The organism is Rathayibacter sp. PhB151 (assembly GCF_004366415.1).
In the GTDB taxonomy this organism is placed as follows: domain Bacteria; phylum Actinomycetota; class Actinomycetes; order Actinomycetales; family Microbacteriaceae; genus Rathayibacter; species Rathayibacter festucae.
The window spans coordinates 1,092,159-1,116,187 of record NZ_SOEN01000007.1 but is presented as its reverse complement, the minus strand read 5'-3'; the positions used below and the strand labels follow the sequence as shown (position 1 = coordinate 1,116,187).

Below are 24,029 nucleotides of genomic sequence, written 5' to 3'. Positions count from 1 at the left end.
CCGGCGCGGCCCCGCGCGAGCGCGGAGCGCGTCGAGCCTACGAGAATCGCCGCGCCCTCGCCGGACGCCGCGGCGCCGGGTGCCGGGTCGGCGCCGGGGCCGACTGTCGGAGGCCGTCGTTACGCTGGTGCGATGACCATGCAGCAGGCCGGACTCCGCTCCGGGGCGACACCGCTCGCCGTGCGCATGCGTCCCCGGAGCCTCGAGGAGGTCGCGGGGCAGCGGCACCTGCTGACGCCCGGTTCGCCGCTGGTGGCCCTCGCGGCCGACACCACGGGTGAGCGCGGCGCCGTCTCCGTCATCCTCTGGGGTCCGCCCGGCACCGGCAAGACGACGCTCGCCCAGGCCGTCGCGCACTCCAGCGGCCGGCGCTTCGTCGAGCTCTCCGCCGTCACGGCCGGCGTGAAGGACGTCCGCCAGGTGATGGAGGAGGCACTCTCCACCCGCGACCTCTACGGCACGTCGACCGTCCTCTTCCTCGACGAGATCCACCGCTTCACCAAGGCGCAGCAGGACGCGCTGCTGCCCGGCGTCGAGAACGGCTGGGTGATCCTCATCGCGGCGACGACCGAGAACCCGTCCTTCTCGGTGATCGCCCCGCTGCTCTCGCGCTCCCTGCTGCTGACGCTGAACACCCTCGACGACGAGGACCTCGGGCTCCTGGTCGACCGGGCGCTGCACGACGAGCGCGGGCTGCGCGACTCGGTGCGGCTCGACGACGAGGCGCGGGCGAGCATCGTCCGGCTCGCGTCGGGGGACGCGCGCCGGGCCCTCACGGCGCTCGAGGCCGCCGCCACCTCCGCGAGGTCGGAGGCGCGCGAGGCGGACCGCGTCGCGCGGGCGTCCGCGGTGGAGGGGGACGACGAGGACGACGACGACGAGGACCCCGCCGAGCCCGCCGAGGCGGAGGAGCCCGAGCTCCCGCTGATCACCGTCGAGGTGGTCGCCCGGGCCGTCGACCGCGCGCTGCTGCGCTACGACCGCAACGGCGACGAGCACTACGACGTCATCAGCGCGTTCATCAAGTCGATCCGCGGCTCCGACGTCGACGCGGCGCTGCACTACCTGGCCCGGATGATCGAGGCGGGGGAGGACCCGCGCTTCATCGCCCGCCGGATCATCGTCTCCGCCTCCGAGGACATCGGGATGGCCGACCCGCAGGCGCTCGTCGTCGCGATCGCCGCGGCCGACGCGGTCCAGTTCATCGGCATGCCCGAGGGGCGGATCCCGCTCGCGCAGGCGGTCGTCCACCTCGCCACCGCGCCCAAGTCGAACGCCTCCTACACCGCCATCGACAGGGCGATCGCCGACGTCCGCGCGGGCAAGGCCGGCCGGGTGCCGCCGCACCTGCGCGACGCGCACTACCCGGGCGCCAAGCGGCTCGGGCACGGCAAGGGCTACCGCTATCCGCACGACGCCGAGCTCGGCGTCCTCGAGCAGCAGTACCTGCCGGACGAGCTCCGCGGCGCGCGCTACTACGCGCCGACCGAGCACGGCAACGAGCGCGACGTGTCGGCCCGGCTGGCGAAGCTGCTGCGGATCATCCGCGGCCGCGCGTGACGCCGGCCCCCGCGCCTGGTAGTCTTGCGAGGTTGCCCACCGCTCTGTAGCCGAGCGGAGCAGCGCATCCCTCTGAATCGCGCAGTCCGCCACCGCGGTCACCCTGCCTCCCGCACCCGCGGGGGGACACGACCTCGGCGCCCGCCCTCCTCCCGGAGCCGGCGGACGAGGACTGCGACCGAACCTCTCAGACTCTGGAAGGACCACAGTGTCGACCACCTCACGTACCCGTTCGAAGACGCGCCTCTCGCGCGCCCTCGGCATCCCCCTGACCCCGAAGGCCGCCCGCTACCTCGAGAAGCGTCCCTACGCTCCCGGTGAGCACGGCCGCTCGAAGCGCAAGGCCGACTCCGACTACGCGGTCCGCCTGCGGGAGAAGCAGCGTCTGCGAGCCCAGTACGGCATCCGCGAGAAGCAGCTGCGCATCGCCTTCCAGGAGGCGCGCCGTACCCAGGGCCTGACCGGTGAGAACCTGGTCGAGCTCCTCGAGATGCGTCTCGACGCCCTCGTCCTGCGCTCGGGCTTCGCCCGCACCACGGCGCAGGCCCGCCAGTTCGTCACCCACCGCCACATCATGGTGGACGGCCAGACGGTCGACCGTCCCTCCTTCCGCGTGAAGCCGGGCCAGGTCATCCACGTCAAGACCCGCTCCGAGGGCACCGAGCCCTTCCAGGTCGCGGCCGCCGGCGGACACGTCGACGTCCTCCCCAAGACCCCGGGCTACCTCGAGGTCGAGATCGACAAGCTCCAGGCGACGCTCCTGCGCCGCCCGAAGCGCGCCGAGGTCCCCGTGACCTGCGAAGTCCAGCTCGTCGTCGAGTACTACGCGGCCCGCTAGTCAGCGCACCCCCGTTGGAAGGCCCCGGCTCCTGCCGGGGCCTTTCCTCGTTCCCGGGCCTGCTCGGCTCATGGCCGCCGCCGTGCGGCCGCGCCGGTCCGGCTCGTGATTCGAGCTCCGGCTCGTGGGATCCGCGTGCTCCGGCGTGCCGGAGGTGTTTCCGCGTGCCGAAGGTCCGCCGGACGCAGGTTCGGCTCGTGATTCGTGCTCCGGCTCGTGGGATCCGAGTGCTCCGGCGTGCTGGAGGAGTTTCCGCGTGCCGGAGGTCCGCCGGACGCAGGTTCGGCTCGTGGTTCGAGCTCCGGCTCGCGGGATCCGCGTGTTCCGGCGTGCCGGGGGTCGTTCCGCGTGCCCGAGGTGCGCTCGAGCCGGCCGTCGCCGGGGGAGCCGGGGCCGCCGCGCACCGTCGGTAGGCTGGGGTGCCGCATCCGGCGGCGCCGAAACGGAGGTCATCGTGTCCGGTGGAGACATCGCAGGGCTCATCGCCGCGGGGGTGTTCGCGATCCTCGTCGCCGTCGCCGCGATCCCGCTCTGGAAGCTCGGACGGGTCTTCGACAGCACGAGCGAGGCCATCAAGCAGGCCAGCGACGGCCTGACCCCGATCCTCGACGAGTCGGCGTCGACGCTGCGCGAGGCGAACCAGCAGCTGGCCCGCGTCGACACCATCACGAAGGACGTGGCCGAGGTCACCGGCAACGTGAACGCGCTCGTCGCCCTCACGGCCGCGACCATCGGCGGACCGCTGATCAAGCTCGCCGGCTTCACCGCCGGAGTCCGCGCCGTCCTCGTCGCCGGCCGCACCGCCGACAAGGCGGGCGCCGCGGTCGGACGCGGCGCCGCGCGCCGCTCTCGGCGCACCCGCAGGTCGTCCTCCAGGTAGCCCCCTGCCCGCGCCCTACAATCGAGGGGGTCGTCGCGCCCTCGGGCCGGCTGCCGTGAGCAGGAAACGCTGTGGGAGGAATCGCTGTGAAGAACATCGTGCTGATCGTCATCGGGATCGGCCTCGGATTCGCGGTCGCGCACCAGGTGGCGCGCACCGAGGCGGGTGCCCGTCTCTTCGAGGACCTCAACCGCACGGCGAAGGAGCTCGGCGACGCCGTCTCCGAGGGCTACCACCAGCGCGAGGCCGAGCTCAAGGCCGCCATCGGCGAGGGCTGAGGCCCCGCCCGTCCCGGCGCACCCGCCAGACCCGCACGACCCGCTGGAACCGCCCCACCTGACAGACACCCGCGTCGACCCGGTCGACCGAAACGTAACGGAACCCATGCAGACCGCAGACATCCGCAACCGCTGGCTCGACTTCTTCGGAAGCCGCGGGCACACCGTGGTCCCCTCCGCCTCCCTCGTCAGCGACGACCCGAGCCTCCTCTTCACCGTCGCCGGCATGGTGCCCTTCGTGCCCTACCTCACCGGGGTCGTCCCCGCGCCGTTCGACCGCGCGACGAGCGTGCAGAAGTGCATCCGCACGAACGACATCGAGGAGGTCGGCAAGACCCCTCGCCACGGCACGTTCTTCCAGATGAACGGCAACTTCTCCTTCGGCGACTACTTCAAGGAGGGGGCGATCGGCTACGCCTGGGAGCTCCTCACCGGCAGTGAGAGCGACGGCAACCTCGGCTTCGACGAGAAGGACCTCTGGGTCACCGTCTACAAGGACGACGACGAGGCCATCGCGCTCTGGAAGAAGATCGCCGGACTGCCCGACGAGCGGATCCAGCGCCTCGACAAGGACACCAACTACTGGTCGACCGGCCAGCCCGGTCCCGCCGGGCCCTGCTCGGAGATCTTCTTCGACCGCGGGCCCGCCTACGGCGTCGACGGCGGCCCGGCCACCGACGACGACCGCTACGTCGAGATCTGGAACCTCGTCTTCATGCAGTACCTGCGCGGGCAGGGCACGAGCAAGGTCGACTTCGACATCCTCGGCGAGCTGCCGAGCAAGAACATCGACACCGGCATGGGTCTCGAGCGCGTCGCGTTCCTCAAGCAGGGCGTCGAGAACATGTACGAGATCGACCAGGTGCGCCCGGTGCTCGACCGCGCCGCCGAGCTCTCCGGCCGCCGCTACGGCGCCGTGCACGAGGACGACGTGCGGATGCGCGTCATCGCCGACCACGTCCGCTCCTCGCTCATGCTGCTCTCCGACGGCGTCACGCCGTCCAACGAGGGCCGCGGCTACATCCTGCGCCGCCTGATGCGCCGCACCGTGCGCGCGATGCGCCTGCTCGGCGTCGACACCGCGACGTTCCCCGAGCTGTTCACCGCCTCGCGTGACGCGATGGCTTCGGCGTATCCCGAGGTCTCCACCGAGTTCGAGCGCCTGTCGACCAGTGCCTACGGCGAGGAGGAGGCGTTCCTGCGCACCCTCGCGGCCGGCACCGAGATCCTCGACCTCGCGGTGCTGAAGACCAAGAAGGCCGAGGCGGCGACCCTGCCCGGCGACACCGCCTTCCTCCTGCACGACACCTTCGGCTTCCCGATCGACCTCACGCTCGAGATCGCCGAGGAGTCGGGGCTCAGCGTCGACCGCGAGGCGTTCGACTCGCTGATGACGGCGCAGCGCACCCGCGCGAAGGCGGACGCGAAGTCGAAGAAGAACGCCCTGGCCGACCTCTCGGTCTACGCCGACTTCCGCGCCAAGGGCGAGACGCTCTTCACCGGCTACGACGTGCTCGACACGGAGTCCCGGATCCTCGGCCTCATCGTCGGCGGCCACGCTGTCCAGAAGGCGGTCGCCGGCGACATCGCCGAGGTCATCCTCGAGGCGACGTCGCTGTACGCGGAGTCGGGCGGTCAGGAGGCCGACGCCGGCCGCATCGTCGGCAACGGCTTCGACCTCGAGGTCCTCGACGTGCAGAAGCCGGTCAAGGGCCTGATCAGCCACAAGGTCCAGGTCGCCAGCGGCGAGGTCGGGCTCGGCGACGCCGCCACGTCCGTCGTCGACCGCGACTGGCGCCGCGGCGCGCGTCAGGCGCACTCCGGCACCCACCTCATCCACGCCGCGCTCCGCCAGGTCCTCGGCCCGCAGGCGCACCAGTCCGGCTCGTTCAACAAGGCCGGCTACCTGCGCCTGGACTTCTCCTGGAACCAGGCGCTCTCGCTCGAGACCCGCAGCGAGATCGAGGACATCGCCAACGGCGCCATCCGCGACAACCTCGAGGTCGTCACCCGCGAGCTCCCGCTCGACGAGGCGAAGGCGCTCGGCGCGATGGCGCTCTTCGGCGAGAAGTACGGCGAGGTCGTCCGCGTCGTCGACATCGGCGGCCCCTGGTCGCGCGAGCTGTGCGCCGGCACCCACGTCGGCACCTCCGCGGAGATCGGGCTGATCAGCCTGATCAGCGAGTCCTCGGTCGGCTCGACCAACCGCCGCGTCGAGTCGCTCGTCGGCCGCGAGGCGCTGAGCGAGCTCGTCGCCGAGCGCGCGCTGGTCAGCACCATCTCGTCCTCGCTGAAGACCCCGCGCGAGCAGCTGCCCGACCGGATCGCCGAGCTCGTCGCGAGCCTCAAGGCCGCCGAGAAGCGGATCGCGACATTCGAGGCCCGCGCTCTCGCCGAGCGCGTCCCCGCGATCGCCGCCACGAAGCGCTCGATCAACGGCGTGACGATCGTCGCCGAGAACATCGGCACGGCCGGCTCGGGCGACGAGCTGCGCTCGCTCGTCATCTCGGTGCGCGAGCGCCTCGGCCAGGACGCGGCGGTCGTCGCCCTCGCGGCCGACGTCGCCGGCAAGCCCGCCGTGATCGTGGCGACCACCCCCGCCGCCCGCGAGCTCGGCCGGAAGGCGGGCGTGCTCGCCCGTCGCGCGGCCGGTGTCCTCGGCGGCGGCGGAGGCGGCAAGGACGACCTCGCCCAGGGCGGCGGCTCGGACGTGTCCGCCATCGGCGCGGCGCTCGACGCCGTCGTCGAGGAGGCGACGCGCTAGATGGAGAGGTTCGGCGTCCGGCTCGGCATCGATGTGGGCCGCTCCCGCATCGGTGTCGCGCGCTGCGACGCCGACGGCCTCCTCGCTGTGCCGGTGGAGACCGTCGCGCGCGTCGCGGAGGCGCCGGACGGCGCCGACGTCGCCCGGATCGCGGCCCTCGCCGCCGAGTTCGGCGCGTCGGCGATCGTCGTCGGCCTCCCGCTGTCGCTGTCGGGCGCCGAGACGGCCTCGACGGACGACGCCCGCGCCTTCGCGGCGCGCCTCGCCTCCGCCGTCCCGACCGCCCCGGTGCGGCTCGTGGACGAGCGGCTCTCGACGGTGAGCGCCCAGAGCGCGCTCCACCGCTCGGGACGCAGCACCCGCGGCTCCCGCGCCGTGATCGACCAGGTCGCCGCCGTGGTGATCCTGCAGCACGCCATCGATTCCGAGCGCTCGTCCGGTACCCCCGCCGGATCCGCGCTCGAACCGAACGAAGGACGACCCAGCCGTGACCGACGTCCCCCCGAGCCGCCGCGCCGCCCGCGCCGCGGAGGCCGATCAGCAGAGTCAGCTCCCGCACGACCCGGAGCAGCACCCCGCTTCTGAGACGGAGCCGACGGCGCCCGACTCGATCGACCACCTGTTCGCCGGCCCCGAGGTCGGCGCCCCGCGCGACCGCGGAGAAGCCGTCGCCGCCGCGCACCCCGACGCCGCCCCCTCCACCCGCCGCCGCCGCGCGAAGCGCGAGAACAGGCCCCGACGCAGCCGTCGCGGGCTGATCGGCGGGCTCCTCGCCTTCGGCGTCTTCGTGGCCCTGGTCGCGATCGCGGTGACGATCTTCGTCGAGCCCGTCCGCGCGCTGTTCGCGGAGCCGGAGCCGACCGACTTCACCGGCACCGGCACCAGCGAGGTGGTCTTCACCATCCACCAGGGCGACGGCGGCAGCACCATCGCGGAGAACCTCGTCGCGGACGGCGTCATCAAGTCCTACACGCCGTTCTACGAGCTGCTCCTCGCGGAGAATCCCGAGCCCGTCTTCCAGCCCGGTGCCTACTCGCTGAAGGCGGAGATGAGCGCGAAGGCGGCGCTGTCGGCGCTGCTCGACTCCGACTCGACCCGGCTCGCGAACACCTTCGTCATCCCGGAGGGCACCTCGCTCAAGGGCGCGCTGCCGCTGATCGCGGACGGCTCGGGCGTCGCCCTCGCCGACCTCGAGGCCGCGGCCGCGGACTGGGGCTCCTACGGGCTCCCCGCCGAGGCGACCAGCCTCGAGGGCTTCCTGTTCCCGGCGACCTACGACATCGACCCGGGCACGTCGGCGCACGACATCCTGCAGACGCTCGTGAACCGGATGTACCAGTCGCTCGACGCGGCGGGCGTGCCGGTCGAGAACCGCTACCGGACCGTCGTCTTCGCCTCGCTCGTGCAGCGCGAGGCCCGCGTCGCGGACGACTTCCCGAAGGTCGCGCGCGTCTTCCAGAACCGCCTCGACCAGGGCTGGCGCCTGCAGTCGGACGCGACCGTCGCCTACGGCACCGGAGCCACCGACCGGGTGACCACGACCGACGCCGAGCGCAACGACGCGAGCAACATCTACAACACGTACCAGCGCGACGGCCTGCCGCCCGCGCCGATCTCGAACCCGGGCGACGTCGCCATCCAGGCGGTGCTGCAGCCCGCGGACGGCACCTGGCTCTACTTCGTCACGGTGAACCTCGAGACCGGCGAGACGGTGTACTCGACCACCGATGCGGAGCACAACGCTGCGGTGGCGCAGTGGCAGGCGTGGATGCGGGACCACCCGGAGTACCAGTGACCCTCGGGCAGCCGGCGGGGCGCCGGCTGGCGGTGCTCGGCTCGCCGATCGCGCACTCGCGCTCGCCCGAGCTGCACGCGGCGGCCTACCGGGTGCTCGGGCTCGGCTGGAGCTACACGGCGGTCGAGGCGACGGAGGCGACGCTCGCCGCCGTCGTCGCCGATCCGGTCGCGCTCTGGCACGGCCTGTCGCTGACGATGCCGCTCAAGCACGCGGTGCGGCCGCTGCTCGACGAGGAGGATCTGGTCGCGCGGGTGACCGGCGCCGTCAACACGGTGCTGGTCGACTGCTCCGCCGGCGCACCCCGCCTGCACGGCTTCAACACCGACGTGGCCGGGATCGTCCGGGCGCTCGGCGAGGCGGGCGTGCACTCGGCCGAGCGCGTCGAGATCCTCGGGGGAGGGGCGACCGCCGCCTCCGCCCTCGCCGCGGCGGCCGAGCTGGGCGCGGCGCGGGTCACCGTCACACTCCGCTCGCCGGAGAAGGCCGCGCCGCTGGCCGCGATCGCAGCCGCCGTCGGCGTCGCCCTCGACGTCCGCCCGTTCTCGGACTGGGACGGCACGGACGCGGCGCCGCTGCTCGTCTCGACGCTGCCGGGCGCCGCCTCTGCGGAGCTGGCCGTGCCGGATGCGGTGGTCGCGGCCTCGACGCTCTTCGACGTGGCCTACTCGCCCTGGCCGAGTCCGCTCGCGCTGCGCTGGGGCGCGGCCGGCTCGCCCGTCGTGTCGGGGCTGGGGATGCTCCTGCACCAGGCGCTGCTGCAGGTGCGGGTGTTCGTCGGCGGCGACCCGGCCGTGCCGCTGCCGGGCGAGGACGCCGTGCTCGCGGCGATGCGGGCGACGCTGCCGGCCGACTCCACCGACTGAGCCCGCGGGGCGCGAGTCCGGTCGGGCGCGTATGCGAGAATCGGAGGATGCTCCGTTGGCTCACGGCCGGGGAATCCCACGGCCCCGAACTCGTCGCCGTCCTCGAAGGACTGCCGGCGGGTGTCCCCGTCTCCCTCGACGACGTCCGCGCCGACCTCGCTCGGCGCAAGCTCGGCTACGGCCGCGGCGCCCGGATGAAGTTCGAGCAGGACGAGCTGAACGTCTCGTCCGGCATCCGCCACGGCGGCACGACAGGCGGCCCGATCGCGCTGCGCATCGGCAACACCGAGTGGGCGCGCTGGGTCGACGTGATGGCGGCCGAGCCGCGCGATCCCGAGACGCTGCCCAAGGGCCGCGGCGCCGCGCTCACCCGCCCGCGCCCCGGTCACGCCGACCTGGTCGGCATGCAGAAGTACGGCTTCGAGGAGTCGCGCAACGTCCTCGAGCGCGCCTCGGCCCGCGAGACGGCCGCCCGCGTCGCGCTCGGCGCCGTCGCCCGCCGCTTCCTCGGCGAGCTCGGCATCACCCTCGTCAGCCACACCCTCGCGATCGGCCCGGTCCGCGTGCCGGAGGGCTCGGCCCTGCCGACCCCCGCCGACGTCGACGCGCTGGACGCCGATCCGCTGCGCTGCCACGACGCCGCCACCAGCGCACTGATGGTGGCCGAGGTCGACCGCGCGCACGACGACGGCGACACCCTCGGCGGCGTCGTCGAGGTCCTCGCCTACGACCTCCCGCCGGGACTCGGCTCCTACGTGCACTGGGACCGCCGGCTCGACGCGCAGCTGGCCGCCGCGCTGATGGGCATCCAGGCGATCAAGGGCGTCGAGGTCGGCGACGGCTTCCTGACCACCACCCGCCGCGGCTCCGAGGCGCACGACGAGCTCTTCGTCGCCGAGGGCGGCATCGGCCGCTCGAGCGATCGCGCCGGCGGCACCGAGGGCGGCATGAGCACGGGCACCGTCCTGCGGGTCCGGGCCGGCATGAAGCCGATCGCCACCGTCCCGCACGCGCTGCGCACCGTCGACGTCGCCACCGGCGAGGCCGCGGGCGCGCACCACCAGCGCTCCGACGTCTGCGCGGTGCCCGCCTCGGGCGTCGTCGCGGAGGCGATGGTCGCCCTGGTGCTCGCGAACGCCGTGCTGGAGAAGTTCGGCGGCGACAGCGTCGTCGAGACCCGCCGCAATCTGCAGGGCTACCTCGACGCGATCCCGGAGGAGCTGCGCACCCTCGCAGCCAGCGACCCGGCGCTCGGTCTCGTCTGATGCCCGAGCACCTACCTGGGCGGGCCCGCTGATGGCGGGTCACGATACCGGCGCGGCCCGCGCCCGCGTCGTCCTGATCGGCCCGATGGGGGCCGGCAAGACGACGATCGGCAAGTGGGTCGCGAAGGCCCTCGCGGCCGAGTTCGTCGACTCCGACGCCGAGTTCGTGCGCCGGCACGGACCGATCGCCGCGTACTTCGACCTGCACGGCGAGGCGTCGTTCCGCATCGAGGAGCGCCGCGTCGTCGAGCAGGCCGTCCGGCGCGCCGTCGTGCTGAGCCTGGGCGGGGGAGCGGTGCTCGACGAGGGCACGCGCGCCGACCTGGCCGGCGTCCCCGTCGTGCTGCTGACCACGACCGCCGAGGCCGTGCGCGACCGGCTCGGCTCCGGCCGCCCGCTGGTGCGCGGCGGCGTCGCGGACTGGACGCGCATCTTCGAGTCGCGACGCGCGGTCTACGAGTCGCTCGCCGACACCGTCGTCGACTCCTCGCGCCGCCCGATCACGACCCTGGCCGCCGAGGTGACCGCCTGGGTGCGCGAGCGCGAGGCGGCCGCCGGCGATTCCGCTGCGAGCACCACCGAGTCCACCGGCACCACCGAGTCCACCGGCACCACCGAATCCACCAGCACCACAGAACCGGCGGCCCCCACCGGCCGCCCGACCGGAAGAAGAGCATGAACGACGGCGCCACCGCCCTCACCGTCACCGGAGAGAACGGCTACGACATCACGGTCGGCCGCGGCCTCCTCGACGGCCTCGCCGACGCGATCGGCCCGCGAGCGGCCAAGGTGCTGATCGTGCACCCGCCGACCCTCGCGGTCCTGGCCGCCGAGATCCGGGAGAGCCTCCTCGAGCGCTACGAGGTGCTGCTCGCCGAGGTGCCCGACGCCGAGGCCGCCAAGCGCGTCGAGGTCGCCGCCTTCTGCTGGCAGGTGATGGGGCAGTCGGACTTCACCCGGACCGACGCGGTCGTAGGCTTCGGCGGCGGCGCGATCACCGACCTGGCCGGCTTCGTCGCCGCGACCTGGCTCCGCGGGGTCGACCTCGTGCAGGTGCCGACCACGGTGCTCGGCATGGTCGACGCGGCCGTCGGCGGCAAGACCGGCATCAACACGGCCGAGGGCAAGAACCTCGTCGGCGCCTTCCACGCGCCCCGCGCCGTCGTCGCCGACCTCGACGTGCTGACGAGCCTGCCGCGCAACGAGATCCTGGCCGGCTTCGGCGAGATCGTGAAGTACGGCATGATCGCCGAGCCGCGCATCCTCGACATCATCGAGTCGGACGTGGACCTCGCGACCGACCCGACGTCGGAGGAGTTCCGCAGCCTGGTCGAGCTGTCGATCGGCATCAAGGCCCGGGTGGTGAGCGAGGACTTCACCGAGCAGGGCCTGCGGGAGATCCTGAACTACGGGCACACCCTCGGCCACGCCGTCGAGCACGCCGAGCGCTACCAGTGGCGGCACGGCGCGGCGGTCTCGGTCGGCATGATGTTCGCAGCGGAGCTCTCCCGGCTCACCGGCTCGCTTAGCGACGCCGTCGTCGATCGCCAGCGCAGCGTCCTCGAGTCGCTGACGCTGCCGACGAGCTACCCGCTCGGCCGGTGGGAGACGCTGCTCGCCGCGATGCAGCGCGACAAGAAGTCGCGCGCGGGCATGCTCCGGTTCGTGGTGCTCGACGACCTGGCGCGCCCGAGCATCCTGCAGGGACCGGAGACGTCGCTGCTGTTCGCGGCCTACCAGGAGATCGGCGCGTAGCGGCACCTGCGGGGTCAGCCCCGCCGGTCGTCCGGCCCGCGGTCGCCGGTGAACGCGGCCTCGCGGGCGCGGGCGTGCTCCTCGGCGCTGATCGAGCCCGCCGCGCGGAGCCGGTCGAGCTCGGCCAGGCGGTCGGTGAGCGAGGAGCCCGCCGGGCCGACGCCGTGGCGGAGGTAGCGGGCGGCCATGTCCGTCCGCATCGTGGTCGGGTCGACGCCGAGCTGCTTGGCACGGCGCACGTTGCGGACGATCAGCACGATGATCAGGACGATCACCGCGACGATGACGATCGGCACGACCGCGAAGACGACCGCGAACCACGGCGGAGCGATGTTCTGGGCCGGGAGCGTCGGGGCGAAGAAGTCCGAGCGGGCCGCCGCGGAGACGATCCCGGAGTGAGCGGTGCTGAGGGTCATGCGACCTCCTCGGTCGTAGGCGTCCTTCCAGTCTGCTCCGGGCGCCTCCGTGCCCGCATCGTCCGGCCGGGGGAGGCGGCCCGGCCGCTCGCGGGCCGGACCGACTACACTCGATGGGTTGGCCGGATCGGCCGATCAGCAGACTTCCACGAAACGGATCCCCCTTCGCATGGCCTCTACCACCGACATCAAGAACGGCACCGTCCTCAGCATCGACGGTCAGCTCTGGAACGTCATCGACTTCCAGCACGTGAAGCCGGGCAAGGGCGGCGCGTTCGTGCGCACCAAGATGAAGAACGTGCTGACGGGCAAGGTCGTCGACAAGACCTTCAACGCCGGCGCCAAGATCGACACGGCCAACGTCGACCGTCGCGACTTCCAGTACCTCTACCGCGACGGCGCGGACTTCGTCTTCATGGACACCTCGGACTACGACCAGATCACGGTCCCCGAGGCCGTCGTCGGCGACGCGGCGAACTTCATGCTGGAGAACCAGAACCTCACCCTCGCGCTGCACGACGGCGACCCGCTCTACGTCGAGCTCCCCGCCTCCGTGGTGCTCGAGATCACCTACACCGAGCCCGGCCTGCAGGGTGACCGCTCGACCGGCGGCACCAAGCCCGCGACCGTCGAGACCGGCTACCAGATCCAGGTCCCGCTCTTCCTCGAGCAGGGCACCAAGGTCAAGGTCGACACCCGCACGGGCGACTACCTCGGCCGCGTCAGCTGAGCCGGGCCTTCCGTGAGCGCTCGGACGAAGGCGCGCAAGCGCGCCCTCGACATCATCTACAACGCCGACGTGCGGCAGATCTCCTTCTCGGAGTCGCTGCGCTCCGAGGCGGAGCGCGCGGCCAACGAGCCGGCGCGTGAGGCCTCCTGGCTGTACGCCCGCGAGATCGTCGACGGCGTGATCGACAACGCCGACGAGATCGACGCGCTGATCGCGCAGCTCGCGAAGGGCTGGACGCTCTCGCGCATGCCGCTGGTCGACCGCGCGATCCTCCGGATCGGCGTGTGGGAGATCCTGCACAACGACGCGGTCCCGGACGGCGTCGCGATCTCCGAGGCCGTCGAGGCGGCGACCCTGCTGTCCACCGACGACTCGGCCGGCTTCATCAACGGCCTGCTCGCCTCCGTCGCCGAGTCGCACGCGACGGCCTGACCCCCGCGGGTCCCGCTGCATGCTGATCGAGTAGCCCGCGGAGCGGGCATATCGAGATCCACCAGCGTCACAACGTGGGTCTGCAGATCCGCCCGGCTGAGGACGGCGGGTCTCGATACGCCCCTGCGGGGCTACTCGACCAGCAGGAAGGACCGCCGCTGAGTCCTTCGCCTCGCCGCTCGATCTGCATGCTCCGCGTCCGCGGCAGGCGGACCCCTATACTCGGGGAGGCATTTCCTTTAAGGCCGTCCAGAGAGACGGGGAAGGAGGTCGGTGTGACGGCACGAATCGTGCTCAGCAGCGCTGACATCACGCGCGCTCTCACGCGCATCGCTCACGAGATCCTCGAGTCGAATCGCGGCGCGGAGTCGCTGGTGATCCTCGGGATCCCGACCCGCGGAGTCGCGCTCGCGCGGCGCATCGCCGAGACGATCGCCAGGATCGAGCCCGGGGCCGACCCGGTGTTCTCCGGCTCGCTCGACGTGACGATGTACCGCGACGACCTCGCCCACCACCCGACGCGGACGCCCGCGCGCACCGCCGTCCCGGCGAGCATCGACGGCCGCACCGTCGTCCTGGTCGACGACGTGCTCTTCTCCGGCCGCACCATCCGCGCAGCCCTGGACGCGCTCAGCGACATCGGCCGCCCGCGCGCCGTGCGGCTCGCCGCCCTGGTCGACCGCGGCCACCGCGAGCTGCCGATCCGCGCGGACTTCGTCGGAAAGAACCTCCCCAGCAGCCTCAGCGAGCGGATCAACGTCCGCCTGGTCGAGACCGACGGCGAGGACCTCGTCGCGATCGAGTCCGCACCGGACGGAGGCACCCGATGAGGCACCTGCTCTCCACCCGCGACCTCGACCGCGCCACCGCGATCGGCCTCCTCGACATCGCCGAGGACATGTCCGACGTGCAGAACCGCGAGGTCAAGAAGCTGCCGACCCTGCGCGGCAAGACCGTGGTCAACCTCTTCTTCGAGGACTCCACCCGCACCCGCATCTCGTTCGAGGCCGCGGCGAAGCGGCTCTCGGCCGACGTCATCAACTTCAGCGCCAAGGGCTCCAGCGTCTCGAAGGGCGAGAGCCTCAAGGACACCGCGCAGACCCTCGCGGCAATGGGCGCGGACGGCGTCGTCATCCGCCACCACGCCTCCGGCGCCCCGGCGGTGCTCGCGGCCAGCGGCTGGATCGACGCCGCCATCCTCAACGCCGGCGACGGAACGCACGAGCACCCGACCCAGGCGCTGCTCGACGCCTTCACCATCCGCCGTCGGCTGCACGGCGCCGCCGCCTCCCGCGGCAAGAGCCTCGACGGCGTCGCCGTCACGATCGTCGGCGACATCCTGCACTCGCGGGTCGCCCGCTCCAACGTCTGGCTGCTGACCGCGCTCGGCGCGGAGGTCACCCTCGTCGCGCCTCCCACGCTCGTCCCCGTCGACACGCTCGACTGGCCGGCCACCATCCGCTTCGACCTCGACGACGCGATCGACTCCGGACTGCCGGACGTGGTGATGCTGCTGCGCATCCAGCTGGAGCGGATGTCGAGCGGCTTCTTCCCCAACGGCCGCGAGTACGCGCGGATCTGGGGCCTGGACGACGAGCGGCTCGCCCGCCTCGGCCCGGATACCATCGTGATGCACCCCGGACCCATGAACAGGGGCGTCGAGATCTCCTCGGCCGCCGCCGATTCGAGCCGCTCCACGGTGCTCGAGCAGGTCGCGAACGGGGTGTCCGTGCGGATGGCGGCGCTGTACCTGCTGCTGTCCGGTGAAAGGGAGGTCCTGTGATGACCGGTACGAGGATCCTCCTCTCGGGAGCGACGCTCGCCGACGAGACGACGGCCGACGTCCTGATCGACGGCGGGACGATCGTCGAGATCGGCACCGACGTCGACTCGAGCGGCGCGCGCGTGATCGACGCCGACGGGCTCCTGGCGCTGCCGGGCCTCGTCGACCTGCACACCCACCTCCGCGAGCCCGGCTTCGAGCAGAGCGAGACGGTGCTGACCGGCACGCGCGCCGCGGCCGCGGGCGGCTTCACCGCGGTCTTCGCCATGGCGAACACCTCGCCGGTGCAGGACACGGCCGGTGTCGTCGAGCAGGTGCAGAGCCTCGGCGAGGACGCGGGCTACGCCACGGTCCGCCCGATCGGCGCGGTCACCGTCGGCCTCGCGGGGGAGTCGCTCGCCGAGCTCGGCGCGATGGCCCGCAGCCGTGCCGCGGTGCGGGTCTTCTCGGACGACGGCAAGTGCGTCTCGGACGCGCTGCTGATGCGCCGCGCGCTCGAGTACGTGAAGGCCTTCGACGGGGTCGTCGCCCAGCACGCGCAGGAGCCGCGGCTCACCGTCGGCGCGCAGATGAACGAGGGCGCCGTCTCCAGCGCCCTCGGGCTGCAGGGCTGGCCGGCCGTGGCGGAGGAGGCGATCATCGCCCGCGACGTCCTGCTGGCCGAGCACGTCGGCTCGCGCCTGCACGTCTGCCACGTCTCCACCGCCGGCTCCGTCGACGTGATCCGCTGGGCCAAGGCCCGCGGCATCGACGTGACGGCCGAGGTCACCCCGCACCACCTGCTCCTCTCCGAGCAGCTGATCGCGGGGATCGACGGCGCCCCGGGCTACGACGCCCGGTACAAGGTCAACCCGCCGCTGCGGCGCGACGAGGACGTGCTCGCTCTCCGCGAGGCCCTCGCCGACGGCACCATCGACATCGTCGCCACCGACCACGCCCCGCACCCGGTCGAGGCGAAGGACTGCGAGTGGGACGCCGCCGCGTTCGGCATGGTCGGCCTCGAGAGCGCTCTGAGCGTCGTGCACGCCGCGGTCGTCGAGGACGGCCGGCTGAGCTGGTCCGACGTCACCCGCGTGCTCTCCTCCGCCCCCGCGCGGATCGGCCGGCTCGACGGCTACCAGCACGGCCTCGCCGTCGGCGCCGCGGGCAACGTCGTCCTCTACGACCCCGAGGTCCGCCGCCGCTTCTCCACCGGCGACCTGCGCGGGCGCAGCACCAACTCGCCGTACCTCGGCCGCGAGCTGCCGGGCCGCGTCGTCGCGACGCTGCACCGCGGCGTCCCGACCGTCCTCGACGGCGAGCTCGTCGACGCGGCGACCGTCGCCGCGGCAGCGAGGGGCGCCCGTGGATAGGACCGCCATCGCGATCGTCATCGCCGCGGCCGTCGCCCTCGTCTTCCTCGGCATGGCGCTGTCCTGGCGCGCGCGCCGGCGCCGCTCGGCCGCGCTCGCCCCCGAGGCCGTGCCCGCCGCGTCGCTCGGTGCCGAGCGCGAGGCGGTCGAGCTGCCCTACGTCGCGACCACCCGCTTCGAGCAGCCGCTCGAGCGCGTGGTGCTGCCGGGCCTCGGCTTCCGCGGCCGGGCGACGCTCCGCCTGCACGAGCGCGGCGTGGTGATCGCTCCGGTCGGCGAGCGCGAGACCGTGATCCCCGCGGCGCTCCTCCGCGGCGCGGGCGAAGGCTCCTACGCCATCGACCGCGCGGTCGAGGAGGGCGGGCTGCTCGTGCTCTCCTGGTCGCCTCGCGGCGAGGAGGTCGTGGACAGCTACCTCCGCGTGGCCGACCCCGCGCTCCGACGACGACTGGTCGACGAGCTCCGCCGGCTCGCCGGCCCCGATTCCTCCCCCTCCCACCCCGGGACCGCCGACGGCGGCTCCGACTCGATCCAGAAGGGCTCCTAGTCCGTGCCAACCACACGCCTCAGCACCGAACCCACCGCCGTCCTCGTCCTCGAGGACGGGCGACGATTCTCGGGTCAGGCCTACGGCGCACGCGGCCGCACGCTCGGTGAGATCGTCTTCGCGACCGGCATGACCGGCTACCAGGAGACGCTGACCGACCCGTCCTACGCCGGGCAGATCGTCGTGCAGACCGCCCCGCACATCGGCAACACCGGGATGAACGACGAGGACGAGGAGTCGCGCCGCATCTGGGTCGCGGGCTACGTCGTCCGCGACCCCTCCCGCGTGGTCTCGAACTTCCGCTCGCAGCGCTCGCTCGACGACGACCTGGAGAAGGACGGCATCGTCGGCATCTCCGGGGTCGACACCCGCGCGATCACCCGGCACATCCGCTCTCTCGGCTCGATGCGCTCCGGCGTCTTCTCCGGCGAGGACCTCGCCCTCCCCGAGGAGGAGCAGCTCGCCCTGGTGCTCGGCGGCGCGCAGATGGCGGGCCTGAACCTCTCGTCCTCCGTCTCCACCGAGGAGCGCTACACCGTGCCCGCGCAGGGCGAGCGCGTCGGCTCCGTCGCCGTCATCGACCTGGGCGTGAAGACCTCGACGGTCAACTACCTCGCCGAGCGCGGCTTCGACGTGCACGTCCTGCCCGAGTCGACGACCGCCGAGCAGGTGCTCGCGCTCGCGCCCTCCGCGCTGTTCTTCTCCAACGGACCCGGCGACCCCGAGGCCTCCGACCGCCACGTCGACCTGCTGCGCACCACGCTCCGCGCGGACCTGCCGTTCTTCGGCATCTGCTTCGGCAACCAGCTGCTCGGCCGCGCGCTCGGCTTCGGCACCTACAAGCTGCCGTTCGGCCACCGCGGGATCAACCAGCCGGTCCTCGACAAGCTGACCGGCCGGGTGGAGATCACCTCGCAGAACCACGGCTTCGCCGTCGACGCGCCGATCGACGGCGAGCTCGACTCGCCCGAGGGCTTCGGCCGGGTCGAGGTCAGCCACTACAGCCTCAACGACTCGGTCGTCGAGGGGCTGCGCTGCCTCGACATCCCCGCCTTCTCGGTCCAGTACCACCCGGAGGCGGCGGCCGGACCGCACGACTCCAACCACCTCTTCGACCGCTTCCGCGCCATGGTCGTGCAGCGCACGGCCGAGCAGGGCGGCGCCGAGCCCGCCACCGCGGACTCCACCACCTCGACCACCACCGGAGAGCAGAAGTAATGCCCCGCAGGGAAGACATCAGAAGCGTCCTCGTCATCGGCTCCGGCCCGATCGTGATCGGCCAGGCGGTCGAGTTCGACTACTCGGGCACCCAGGCCTGCCGCGTGCTGCGCGAGGAGGGCGTCCGCGTCATCCTCGTCAACTCGAACCCGGCGACGATCATGACCGACCCGGACTTCGCCGACGCGACCTACGTCGAGCCGATCACCCCGAAGGCGATCGAGGCGATCATCGCCAAGGAGCGCCCCGACGCGATCCTGCCGACCCTCGGCGGCCAGACCGCGCTCAACGCCGCGATCCAGCTGCACGACCTCGGGATCCTGGAGAAGTACGACGTCGAGCTGATCGGCGCGAGCTTCGAGGCGATCAACCGTGGCGAGGACCGCCAGATCTTCAAGCAGCTCGTGCTCGACGCCGGTGCCGACGTCGCCAAGTCGTACATCGCGCACACCGTCGAGGAGGCGATCGGCTTCGCCGAGGACCTCGGCTACCCGCTGGTCATCCGTCCCTCCTTCACCATGGGCGGCCTCGGCTCCGGCTTCGCGCACTCCGTCGACGAGCTCGTGCGGATGGTCGGCGACGGCCTGCACCAGAGCCCGACCACCGAGGTGCTCCTCGAGGAGTCGATCCTCGGCTGGAAGGAGTACGAGCTCGAGCTGATGCGCGACACGGCCGACAACACGGTCGTCGTCTGCTCGATCGAGAACGTCGACCCCGTCGGCGTGCACACCGGCGACTCCATCACGGTGGCCCCGGCGCTGACCCTGACCGACCGCGAGTACCAGAAGCTGCGCGACATCGGCATCCGGATCATCCGCGACGTGGGCGTGGACACCGGCGGCTGCAACATCCAGTTCGCGATCGACCCCGCCGACGGCCGGATCATCGTGATCGAGATGAACCCGCGCGTCTCGCGCTCCTCGGCGCTGGCCTCGAAGGCGACCGGCTTCCCGATCGCCAAGATCGCCGCGAAGCTCGCGATCGGCTACCGCCTCGACGAGATCCCGAACGACATCACCAAGGTGACGCCGGCGAGCTTCGAGCCGACCCTCGACTACGTCGTGGTCAAGGTGCCGCGCTTCGCCTTCGAGAAGTTCCCGGCCGCGGACAAGACGCTGACCACGACCATGAAGTCGGTCGGCGAGGCGATGGCGATCGGCCGCAACTACGCGCAGGCGCTGCAGAAAGCGCTCCGCTCGCTCGAGAAGCGCGGCTCCTCCTTCCACTGGGGCGACCAGTCGCGCTCGGTCGAGGAGCTGCTCGAGATCGCGAAGACCCCGACGGACGGCCGCATCGTCACCGTGCAGCAGGCGCTGCGTCTCGGCGCGAGCGTCGAGCAGGCCTTCGAGGCGACCAAGATCGACCCGTGGTTCCTCGACCAGATCGTGCTGATCAACGAGATCGCCGAGCTGGTGCGCGAGCACGACGGCCTCGACGCCGGCGTGCTGCGCCTGGCGAAGGACCACGGCTTCTCCGACGTGCAGATCGCGCAGCTGCGCGGTCTCGACGAGGCCGAGGTGCGCCGCACCCGGTACGACCTCGCCGTCCGCCCGGTCTACAAGACGGTCGACACCTGCGCCGGCGAGTTCCCGGCGCTGACGCCGTACCACTACTCCTCCTACGACGAGGAGACGGAGGTCGTCGCGGCCGACCGCCGCAAGGTCGTCATCCTCGGCTCCGGCCCGAACCGCATCGGCCAGGGCGTCGAGTTCGACTACTCCTGCGTGCACGCGTCCTTCGCGCTCTCGGCCGCCGGGTTCGAGACGATCATGATCAACTGCAACCCGGAGACGGTCTCGACCGACTACGACACCTCCGACCGCCTGTACTTCGAGCCGCTGACGCTCGAGGACGTGCTCGAGGTCATCCACGCGGAGTCGCAGTCCGGCGAGCTCGTCGGCGTCGTCGTGCAGCTGGGCGGCCAGACCGCGCTCGGCCTCGCCGCGGGCCTCGAGGCCGAGGGCGTGCCGATCCTCGGCACCACCCCCGCCAACATCGACCTCGCGGAGGAGCGCGGCGCGTTCTCCCGCATCCTCGACGAGGCCGGCCTGCTCGCCCCGCGCAACGGCACGGCGACCGATCTCGAGGGCGCCCTCGAGGTCGCGGTCGAGATCGGCTACCCGGTCCTCGTCCGCCCGTCGTTCGTCCTCGGCGGCCGCGGCATGGAGATCGTCTACGGCTCCCCGCAGCTCGAGGACTACTTCGCCCGGATGGCCGACGAGGGGATCATCGACGCGACGCACCCGCTGCTGGTCGACCGCTTCCTCGACGACGCGATCGAGATCGACGTCGACGCGCTCTACGACGGCGAGCAGCTCTACATCGGCGGCGTGATGGAGCACATCGAGGAGGCCGGCATCCACTCCGGCGACTCGGCCTGCACGCTGCCGCCGGTCACCCTGGGCCGCCAGCAGATCGACAAGGTCCGCGAGGCGACCCTCGCCATCGCCGAGGGCGTCGGCGTCCGCGGCCTGCTCAACGTGCAGTTCGCGATCGGCCAGGGCGTGCTCTACGTCCTCGAGGCGAACCCGCGCGCCTCGCGCACCGTGCCGTTCGTCTCGAAGGCGCTCGGCATCCCGCTGGCGAAGGCCGCCTCGCGCCTGATGGTCGGCGAGACCATCGCCGAGCTGAAGGCCGAGGGCCTGCTGCCCGAGCGCGACGGCTCCGACGTGCCGATGGACTCGCCGATCGCGGTGAAGGAGGCGGTCCTGCCGTTCAAGCGCTTCCGCACCAAGGAGGGCAAGATCGTCGACTCGCTGCTCGGCCCCGAGATGCGCTCGACCGGCGAGGTCATGGGCATCGACCGCGACTTCCCCCGGGCGTTCGCGAAGAGCCAGGAGGCGGCCTACGGCGGCATGCCCGCGAGCGGCACCGTGTTCATCTCGGTCGCCGACCGCGACAAGCGCTCGATCGTGCTGCCGGCCCTGCGCCTGCGCCAGCTCGGCTTCGAGATCCTCGCCACCGAGGGGACCGCCGAGGTGCTCAACCGCAACGGCATCCAGGCCCGGGTCGTCCGCAAGTACAGCGAGGAGGCCGTCGACGACGCGCCCTCGATCGTGGAGCTGGTCAACCGCGACCAGGTCGACGTGGTGATCAACACGCCGAGCGGCGGGGCCTCCCGTGCCGACGGCTACGAGATCCGCGCCGCCGCGGTCGCCGCGGACAAGCCGCTGTTCACCACCATCGCCCAGCTCGCCGCGGCCGTCGCCTCGCTCGACGCCGCCGCCGAGCCGTTCGAGGTGACGAGCCTGCAGGACTACGCGATCCGCCGGGCGGAGCGCACCGCGTGACGGACGCCGTCGCGCCGCCGGGCGCCGAGTCCTTCGGCGCCCGGCTCGAGGCCGCGTTCGACACGTTCGGGCAGCTCTGCGTCGGGATCGATCCGCACGCGTTCCTGCTCGACGCCTGGGGCCTGGACGATAGCGCGTCGGGCCTGGAGTCCTTCGGCCGGCGGGTCGTCGAGGCCTCGGCCGGCCGGGTCGGCCTGGTCAAGCCGCAGGTCGCGTTCTTCGAGCGGCACGGCTCCGCGGGCTACGCGGCGCTCGAGCGCGTCCTCGCCGACGCGCGCGCCGCGGGCCTGCTGGTGATCGCGGACGCGAAGCGCGGCGACATCGGCACGAGCGTCACGGCCTACGCCGAGGCGTGGCTGCGCCCGGGCTCGCCGCTCGAGGCCGACGCGATGACCGCCGCCGCCTACCAGGGCGTCGGCTCGCTCGAGGGCATGCTCGCGCTGGCCGAGGAGGCGGGCAAGGGCGTCTTCGTCCTCGCCGCGACCTCCAACGCCGAGGCGCGGCCGGTGCAGCGCGCGCTGCTGCAGGACGGGCCGGCCGCCGGCTCGACCGTGGCGCACGCGGTGCTGGCCGACGTGGCATCCTGGAACGCGGGACACGCGCGCTCGTCGATCGGCTCGGTCGGCGTCGTGCTCGGGGCCACGGTCGCGCTCGGCGACTACGGCATCGGCACGGGCACTCCTCTCCGCCCCGCACTGCCGGTGCTGGCGCCCGGCTTCGGCCACCAGGGCGCCGACACCGCGGACGCGTTGCGGCTGTTCGGAGCGCTGGCCGCCTCGACGATCGTGAGCGAATCGCGGAGTGTCCTCGGCGCCGGACCCGACGGGATCGCCGCCGAGATCGACCGCCGAGCCGCACACCTCCAGGAGACCCTTGTCCGCTGAAGCCGTCAGCCCGATCGACCCCGCCGCCGAGGCGCCGTCCGGCGCGCGCCGCCCTGCGCCGCCCGCGGTCGACCGCCGCGCCGCCTCGGAGGCCGCGATCGCCGCGCGCCGCGCCCGCGCCCAGGTGAAGAAGGGCGTCGCCGCCGGCGACCGGCCCGCGACGGCCGTGCTCGCCGCCGCGCAGGAGGACCCGACCGGCGTCGAGGGTCGGATGCGCGTCAGCGAGCTGCTGCGCGCCGTCCCCGCCCTCGGCGTGGTGAAGACCCCGCGGGTGATGGAGCAGCTCGGCATCGCGCCGTCCAAGCGCCTCGGCGGCCTCGGCCGCCGTCAGGTCGAGGGCCTCGGCGCGTTCCTGGAGGAGCGCGAGTCGCGTCAGCGCCGCGGCGAGCGCAACCGGCTCGTCGTGCTGGCCGGTCCGACCGCGGTCGGCAAGGGCACCGTCTCCGGCTACATCCGCGAGAACTACCCCGACGTCCTGCTGTCCGTCTCGGCGACCACGCGGGCCCCGCGCCCTGGCGAGATCGAGGGCGTCAGCTACTACTTCGTCGACGACGCCGAGTTCGACCGCATGGTCGAGGCGGGGGAGTTCCTCGAGTACGCGACGGTGCACAACGCGTACCGCTACGGCACGCCCCGCGGCCCGATCGACGCGGCCCTCGCCGCCGGCCGCCAGGTCATGCTCGAGATCGACATCCAGGGCGCGCGGCAGGTGCGCGAGCGGATGGGCGACGCCCGGCTGGTCTTCCTGCTGCCGCCGAGCTGGGAGGAGCTGGTCCGCCGCCTGGTCGGCCGCGGCACCGAGAGCCCCGAGGAGCAGGAGCGCCGGCTCACCACCGCGAAGGTCGAGCTGGCGGCGCAGGACGAGTTCGATTTCTGCGTCGTGAACAGCACCGTGCCCGAAGCGGCCCGCGAGGTCGTAGAATTGATGTCGCCTCGTGCCGACAGCACGCCCGCCGATCCGGGCCGCTGAGACCGAGACCACCGACCACCTCCGGGCCTTGCCCCGATCGCCCTCCCCGGTGATCGCGCGCCGTGCCGCTCCGGAGCCGCAGATCGGCGCTTCGCGCCACGCTAGGAGACACCATGGCCAACAACCTCGGCATCATCGACCCGCCCATCGACGAGCTGCTCTCGAAGGTCGACTCGAAGTACGCGCTCGTCATCTTCGCCTCCAAGCGCGCGCGCCAGATCAACGACTACTACGCCGACCTGCACGAGGGCAGCCTGTTCGACAACGTCGGCCCGCTGGTCGACTCGACCATCGACGACAAGCCGCTCTCGGTCGCGCTGCACGAAATCAACGAGGACAAGCTGGTCGCCCGTCCGGTCGCCGAGCCCCTCGACGAGTAGTCCCGACCGGGGGCGCTCCGCGACAT

At 72.5% G+C, this 24,029-nt stretch carries 22 protein-coding genes and 1 pseudogene; 22 read left to right on the top strand and 1 reads right to left on the bottom strand.

The window, feature by feature from the left end; translation table 11 throughout:
- Positions 1–132 precede the first annotated feature (132 nt).
- From EDF35_RS12705 to aroB, 11 genes and pseudogenes are all read left to right on the top strand, one after another.
- On the top strand, positions 133–1,560 hold the full coding sequence (locus EDF35_RS12705; protein WP_133962567.1) for a replication-associated recombination protein A: 1,428 nt from the start codon (positions 133–135) through the stop codon (positions 1,558–1,560).
- Positions 1,561–1,768: 208 nt separating this feature from the next.
- Positions 1,769–2,398 carry a 30S ribosomal protein S4 gene (gene rpsD, locus EDF35_RS12700; protein ID WP_123446206.1) on the top strand — a complete coding sequence of 210 codons (630 nt, stop codon included), beginning with the start codon at positions 1,769–1,771 and terminating at the stop codon, positions 2,396–2,398.
- 454 nt (positions 2,399–2,852) lie between these two features.
- Positions 2,853–3,278, top strand: coding sequence for a DUF948 domain-containing protein (locus EDF35_RS12695; protein WP_123446207.1), 426 nt, complete (start codon positions 2,853–2,855; stop codon positions 3,276–3,278).
- Between the two features lie 86 nt (positions 3,279–3,364).
- Positions 3,365–3,556 (top strand): hypothetical protein, encoded by a 192-nt coding sequence (locus EDF35_RS12690; protein WP_123446208.1) that lies wholly within the window; start codon positions 3,365–3,367, stop codon positions 3,554–3,556.
- Positions 3,557–3,662: 106 nt separating this feature from the next.
- Positions 3,663–6,320, top strand: a complete 2,658-nt coding sequence (gene alaS, locus EDF35_RS12685) for an alanine--tRNA ligase (protein ID WP_133962566.1) — start codon at positions 3,663–3,665, stop codon at positions 6,318–6,320.
- Positions 6,321–6,782 (top strand): annotated as a pseudogene (ruvX, locus tag EDF35_RS12680) (Holliday junction resolvase RuvX); the annotation flags it as partial.
- 25 nt (positions 6,783–6,807) lie between these two features.
- Positions 6,808–8,115, top strand: a complete 1,308-nt coding sequence (gene mltG, locus EDF35_RS12675) for an endolytic transglycosylase MltG (RefSeq protein ID WP_166674095.1) — start codon at positions 6,808–6,810, stop codon at positions 8,113–8,115.
- Positions 8,112–8,981, top strand: coding sequence for a shikimate dehydrogenase (locus EDF35_RS12670; RefSeq protein WP_133962564.1), 870 nt, complete (start codon positions 8,112–8,114; stop codon positions 8,979–8,981). Before mltG ends, EDF35_RS12670 begins: the two co-directional genes overlap by 4 nt.
- A gap of 47 nt (positions 8,982–9,028) precedes the next feature.
- Positions 9,029–10,246, top strand: a complete 1,218-nt coding sequence (gene aroC / locus EDF35_RS12665; RefSeq protein ID WP_123704404.1) for a chorismate synthase — start codon at positions 9,029–9,031, stop codon at positions 10,244–10,246.
- A 31-nt stretch (positions 10,247–10,277) separates the two neighbouring features.
- Complete coding sequence (locus EDF35_RS12660) at positions 10,278–10,925, top strand: shikimate kinase (protein ID WP_133962563.1); 648 nt, start codon at positions 10,278–10,280, stop codon at positions 10,923–10,925.
- Positions 10,922–12,001 carry a 3-dehydroquinate synthase gene (aroB, locus tag EDF35_RS12655; RefSeq protein WP_133962562.1) on the top strand — a complete coding sequence of 360 codons (1,080 nt, stop codon included), beginning with the start codon at positions 10,922–10,924 and terminating at the stop codon, positions 11,999–12,001. The genes EDF35_RS12660 and aroB overlap by 4 nt, the downstream gene beginning before the upstream one ends.
- A gap of 14 nt (positions 12,002–12,015) precedes the next feature.
- Here aroB and EDF35_RS12650 read toward each other — a convergent pair whose 3' ends face one another.
- Positions 12,016–12,417 carry an SHOCT domain-containing protein gene (locus EDF35_RS12650; RefSeq protein WP_133962561.1) on the bottom strand — a complete coding sequence of 134 codons (402 nt, stop codon included), beginning with the start codon at positions 12,415–12,417 and terminating at the stop codon, positions 12,016–12,018.
- Between the two features lie 169 nt (positions 12,418–12,586).
- On the opposite strand from EDF35_RS12650, the gene efp reads away from it, so the two are divergent.
- The 11 genes from efp to rpoZ all read left to right on the top strand — a co-directional run bounded on the left by efp (position 12,587) and on the right by rpoZ (position 24,003).
- On the top strand, positions 12,587–13,147 hold the full coding sequence (efp, locus tag EDF35_RS12645) for an elongation factor P (protein ID WP_123446216.1): 561 nt from the start codon (positions 12,587–12,589) through the stop codon (positions 13,145–13,147).
- A gap of 12 nt (positions 13,148–13,159) precedes the next feature.
- Entirely contained in the window at positions 13,160–13,579 is a 420-nt protein-coding gene (nusB, locus tag EDF35_RS12640; protein WP_123446217.1) for a transcription antitermination factor NusB, read from the top strand.
- 275 nt (positions 13,580–13,854) lie between these two features.
- Positions 13,855–14,409, top strand: coding sequence for a bifunctional pyr operon transcriptional regulator/uracil phosphoribosyltransferase PyrR (gene pyrR / locus EDF35_RS12635; protein ID WP_123733053.1), 555 nt, complete (start codon positions 13,855–13,857; stop codon positions 14,407–14,409).
- Positions 14,406–15,362, top strand: coding sequence for an aspartate carbamoyltransferase catalytic subunit (locus tag EDF35_RS12630; RefSeq protein ID WP_123704396.1), 957 nt, complete (start codon positions 14,406–14,408; stop codon positions 15,360–15,362). Before pyrR ends, EDF35_RS12630 begins: the two co-directional genes overlap by 4 nt.
- On the top strand, positions 15,362–16,714 hold the full coding sequence (locus tag EDF35_RS12625; RefSeq protein ID WP_133962560.1) for a dihydroorotase: 1,353 nt from the start codon (positions 15,362–15,364) through the stop codon (positions 16,712–16,714). The genes EDF35_RS12630 and EDF35_RS12625 overlap by 1 nt, the downstream gene beginning before the upstream one ends.
- Positions 16,707–17,261, top strand: coding sequence for a hypothetical protein (locus EDF35_RS12620; protein WP_123733055.1), 555 nt, complete (start codon positions 16,707–16,709; stop codon positions 17,259–17,261). Before EDF35_RS12625 ends, EDF35_RS12620 begins: the two co-directional genes overlap by 8 nt.
- Positions 17,262–17,264: 3 nt before the next feature.
- The gene (carA, locus tag EDF35_RS12615) at positions 17,265–18,479 is read left to right on the top strand and encodes a glutamine-hydrolyzing carbamoyl-phosphate synthase small subunit (RefSeq protein WP_133962559.1); all 1,215 of its coding nucleotides are present in this window, start codon (positions 17,265–17,267) and stop codon (positions 18,477–18,479) included.
- Positions 18,479–21,769 carry a carbamoyl-phosphate synthase large subunit gene (gene carB, locus EDF35_RS12610; RefSeq protein WP_133962558.1) on the top strand — a complete coding sequence of 1,097 codons (3,291 nt, stop codon included), beginning with the start codon at positions 18,479–18,481 and terminating at the stop codon, positions 21,767–21,769. Before carA ends, carB begins: the two co-directional genes overlap by 1 nt.
- Positions 21,766–22,653 carry an orotidine-5'-phosphate decarboxylase gene (pyrF, locus tag EDF35_RS12605; protein WP_133962557.1) on the top strand — a complete coding sequence of 296 codons (888 nt, stop codon included), beginning with the start codon at positions 21,766–21,768 and terminating at the stop codon, positions 22,651–22,653. The genes carB and pyrF overlap by 4 nt, the downstream gene beginning before the upstream one ends.
- Before the next feature lie 13 nt (positions 22,654–22,666).
- Entirely contained in the window at positions 22,667–23,623 is a 957-nt protein-coding gene (gene gmk, locus EDF35_RS12600; protein WP_123733332.1) for a guanylate kinase, read from the top strand.
- Between the two features lie 113 nt (positions 23,624–23,736).
- The gene (gene rpoZ / locus EDF35_RS12595; protein WP_123446225.1) at positions 23,737–24,003 is read left to right on the top strand and encodes a DNA-directed RNA polymerase subunit omega; all 267 of its coding nucleotides are present in this window, start codon (positions 23,737–23,739) and stop codon (positions 24,001–24,003) included.
- Positions 24,004–24,029 lie beyond the last annotated feature (26 nt).

Bases quoted from the DNA above. Each gene is read 5' to 3' on its own strand.
- EDF35_RS12705 (WP_133962567.1), top strand. From the start codon at position 133: ATGACCATGCAGCAGGCCGGACTCCGCTCCGGGGCGACACCGCTCGCC.
- alaS (WP_133962566.1), top strand. From the start codon at position 3,663: ATGCAGACCGCAGACATCCGCAACCGCTGGCTCGACTTCTTCGGAAGC.
- rpoZ (WP_123446225.1), top strand. From the start codon at position 23,737: ATGGCCAACAACCTCGGCATCATCGACCCGCCCATCGACGAGCTGCTC.
- carB (WP_133962558.1), top strand. From the start codon at position 18,479: ATGCCCCGCAGGGAAGACATCAGAAGCGTCCTCGTCATCGGCTCCGGC.
- EDF35_RS12625 (WP_133962560.1), top strand. From the start codon at position 15,362: ATGACCGGTACGAGGATCCTCCTCTCGGGAGCGACGCTCGCCGACGAG.
- EDF35_RS12650 (WP_133962561.1), bottom strand. From the start codon at position 12,417: ATGACCCTCAGCACCGCTCACTCCGGGATCGTCTCCGCGGCGGCCCGC.
- efp (WP_123446216.1), top strand. From the start codon at position 12,587: ATGGCCTCTACCACCGACATCAAGAACGGCACCGTCCTCAGCATCGAC.
- EDF35_RS12660 (WP_133962563.1), top strand. From the start codon at position 10,278: ATGGCGGGTCACGATACCGGCGCGGCCCGCGCCCGCGTCGTCCTGATC.
- EDF35_RS12630 (WP_123704396.1), top strand. From the start codon at position 14,406: ATGAGGCACCTGCTCTCCACCCGCGACCTCGACCGCGCCACCGCGATC.
- aroC (WP_123704404.1), top strand. From the start codon at position 9,029: ATGCTCCGTTGGCTCACGGCCGGGGAATCCCACGGCCCCGAACTCGTC.
- aroB (WP_133962562.1), top strand. From the start codon at position 10,922: ATGAACGACGGCGCCACCGCCCTCACCGTCACCGGAGAGAACGGCTAC.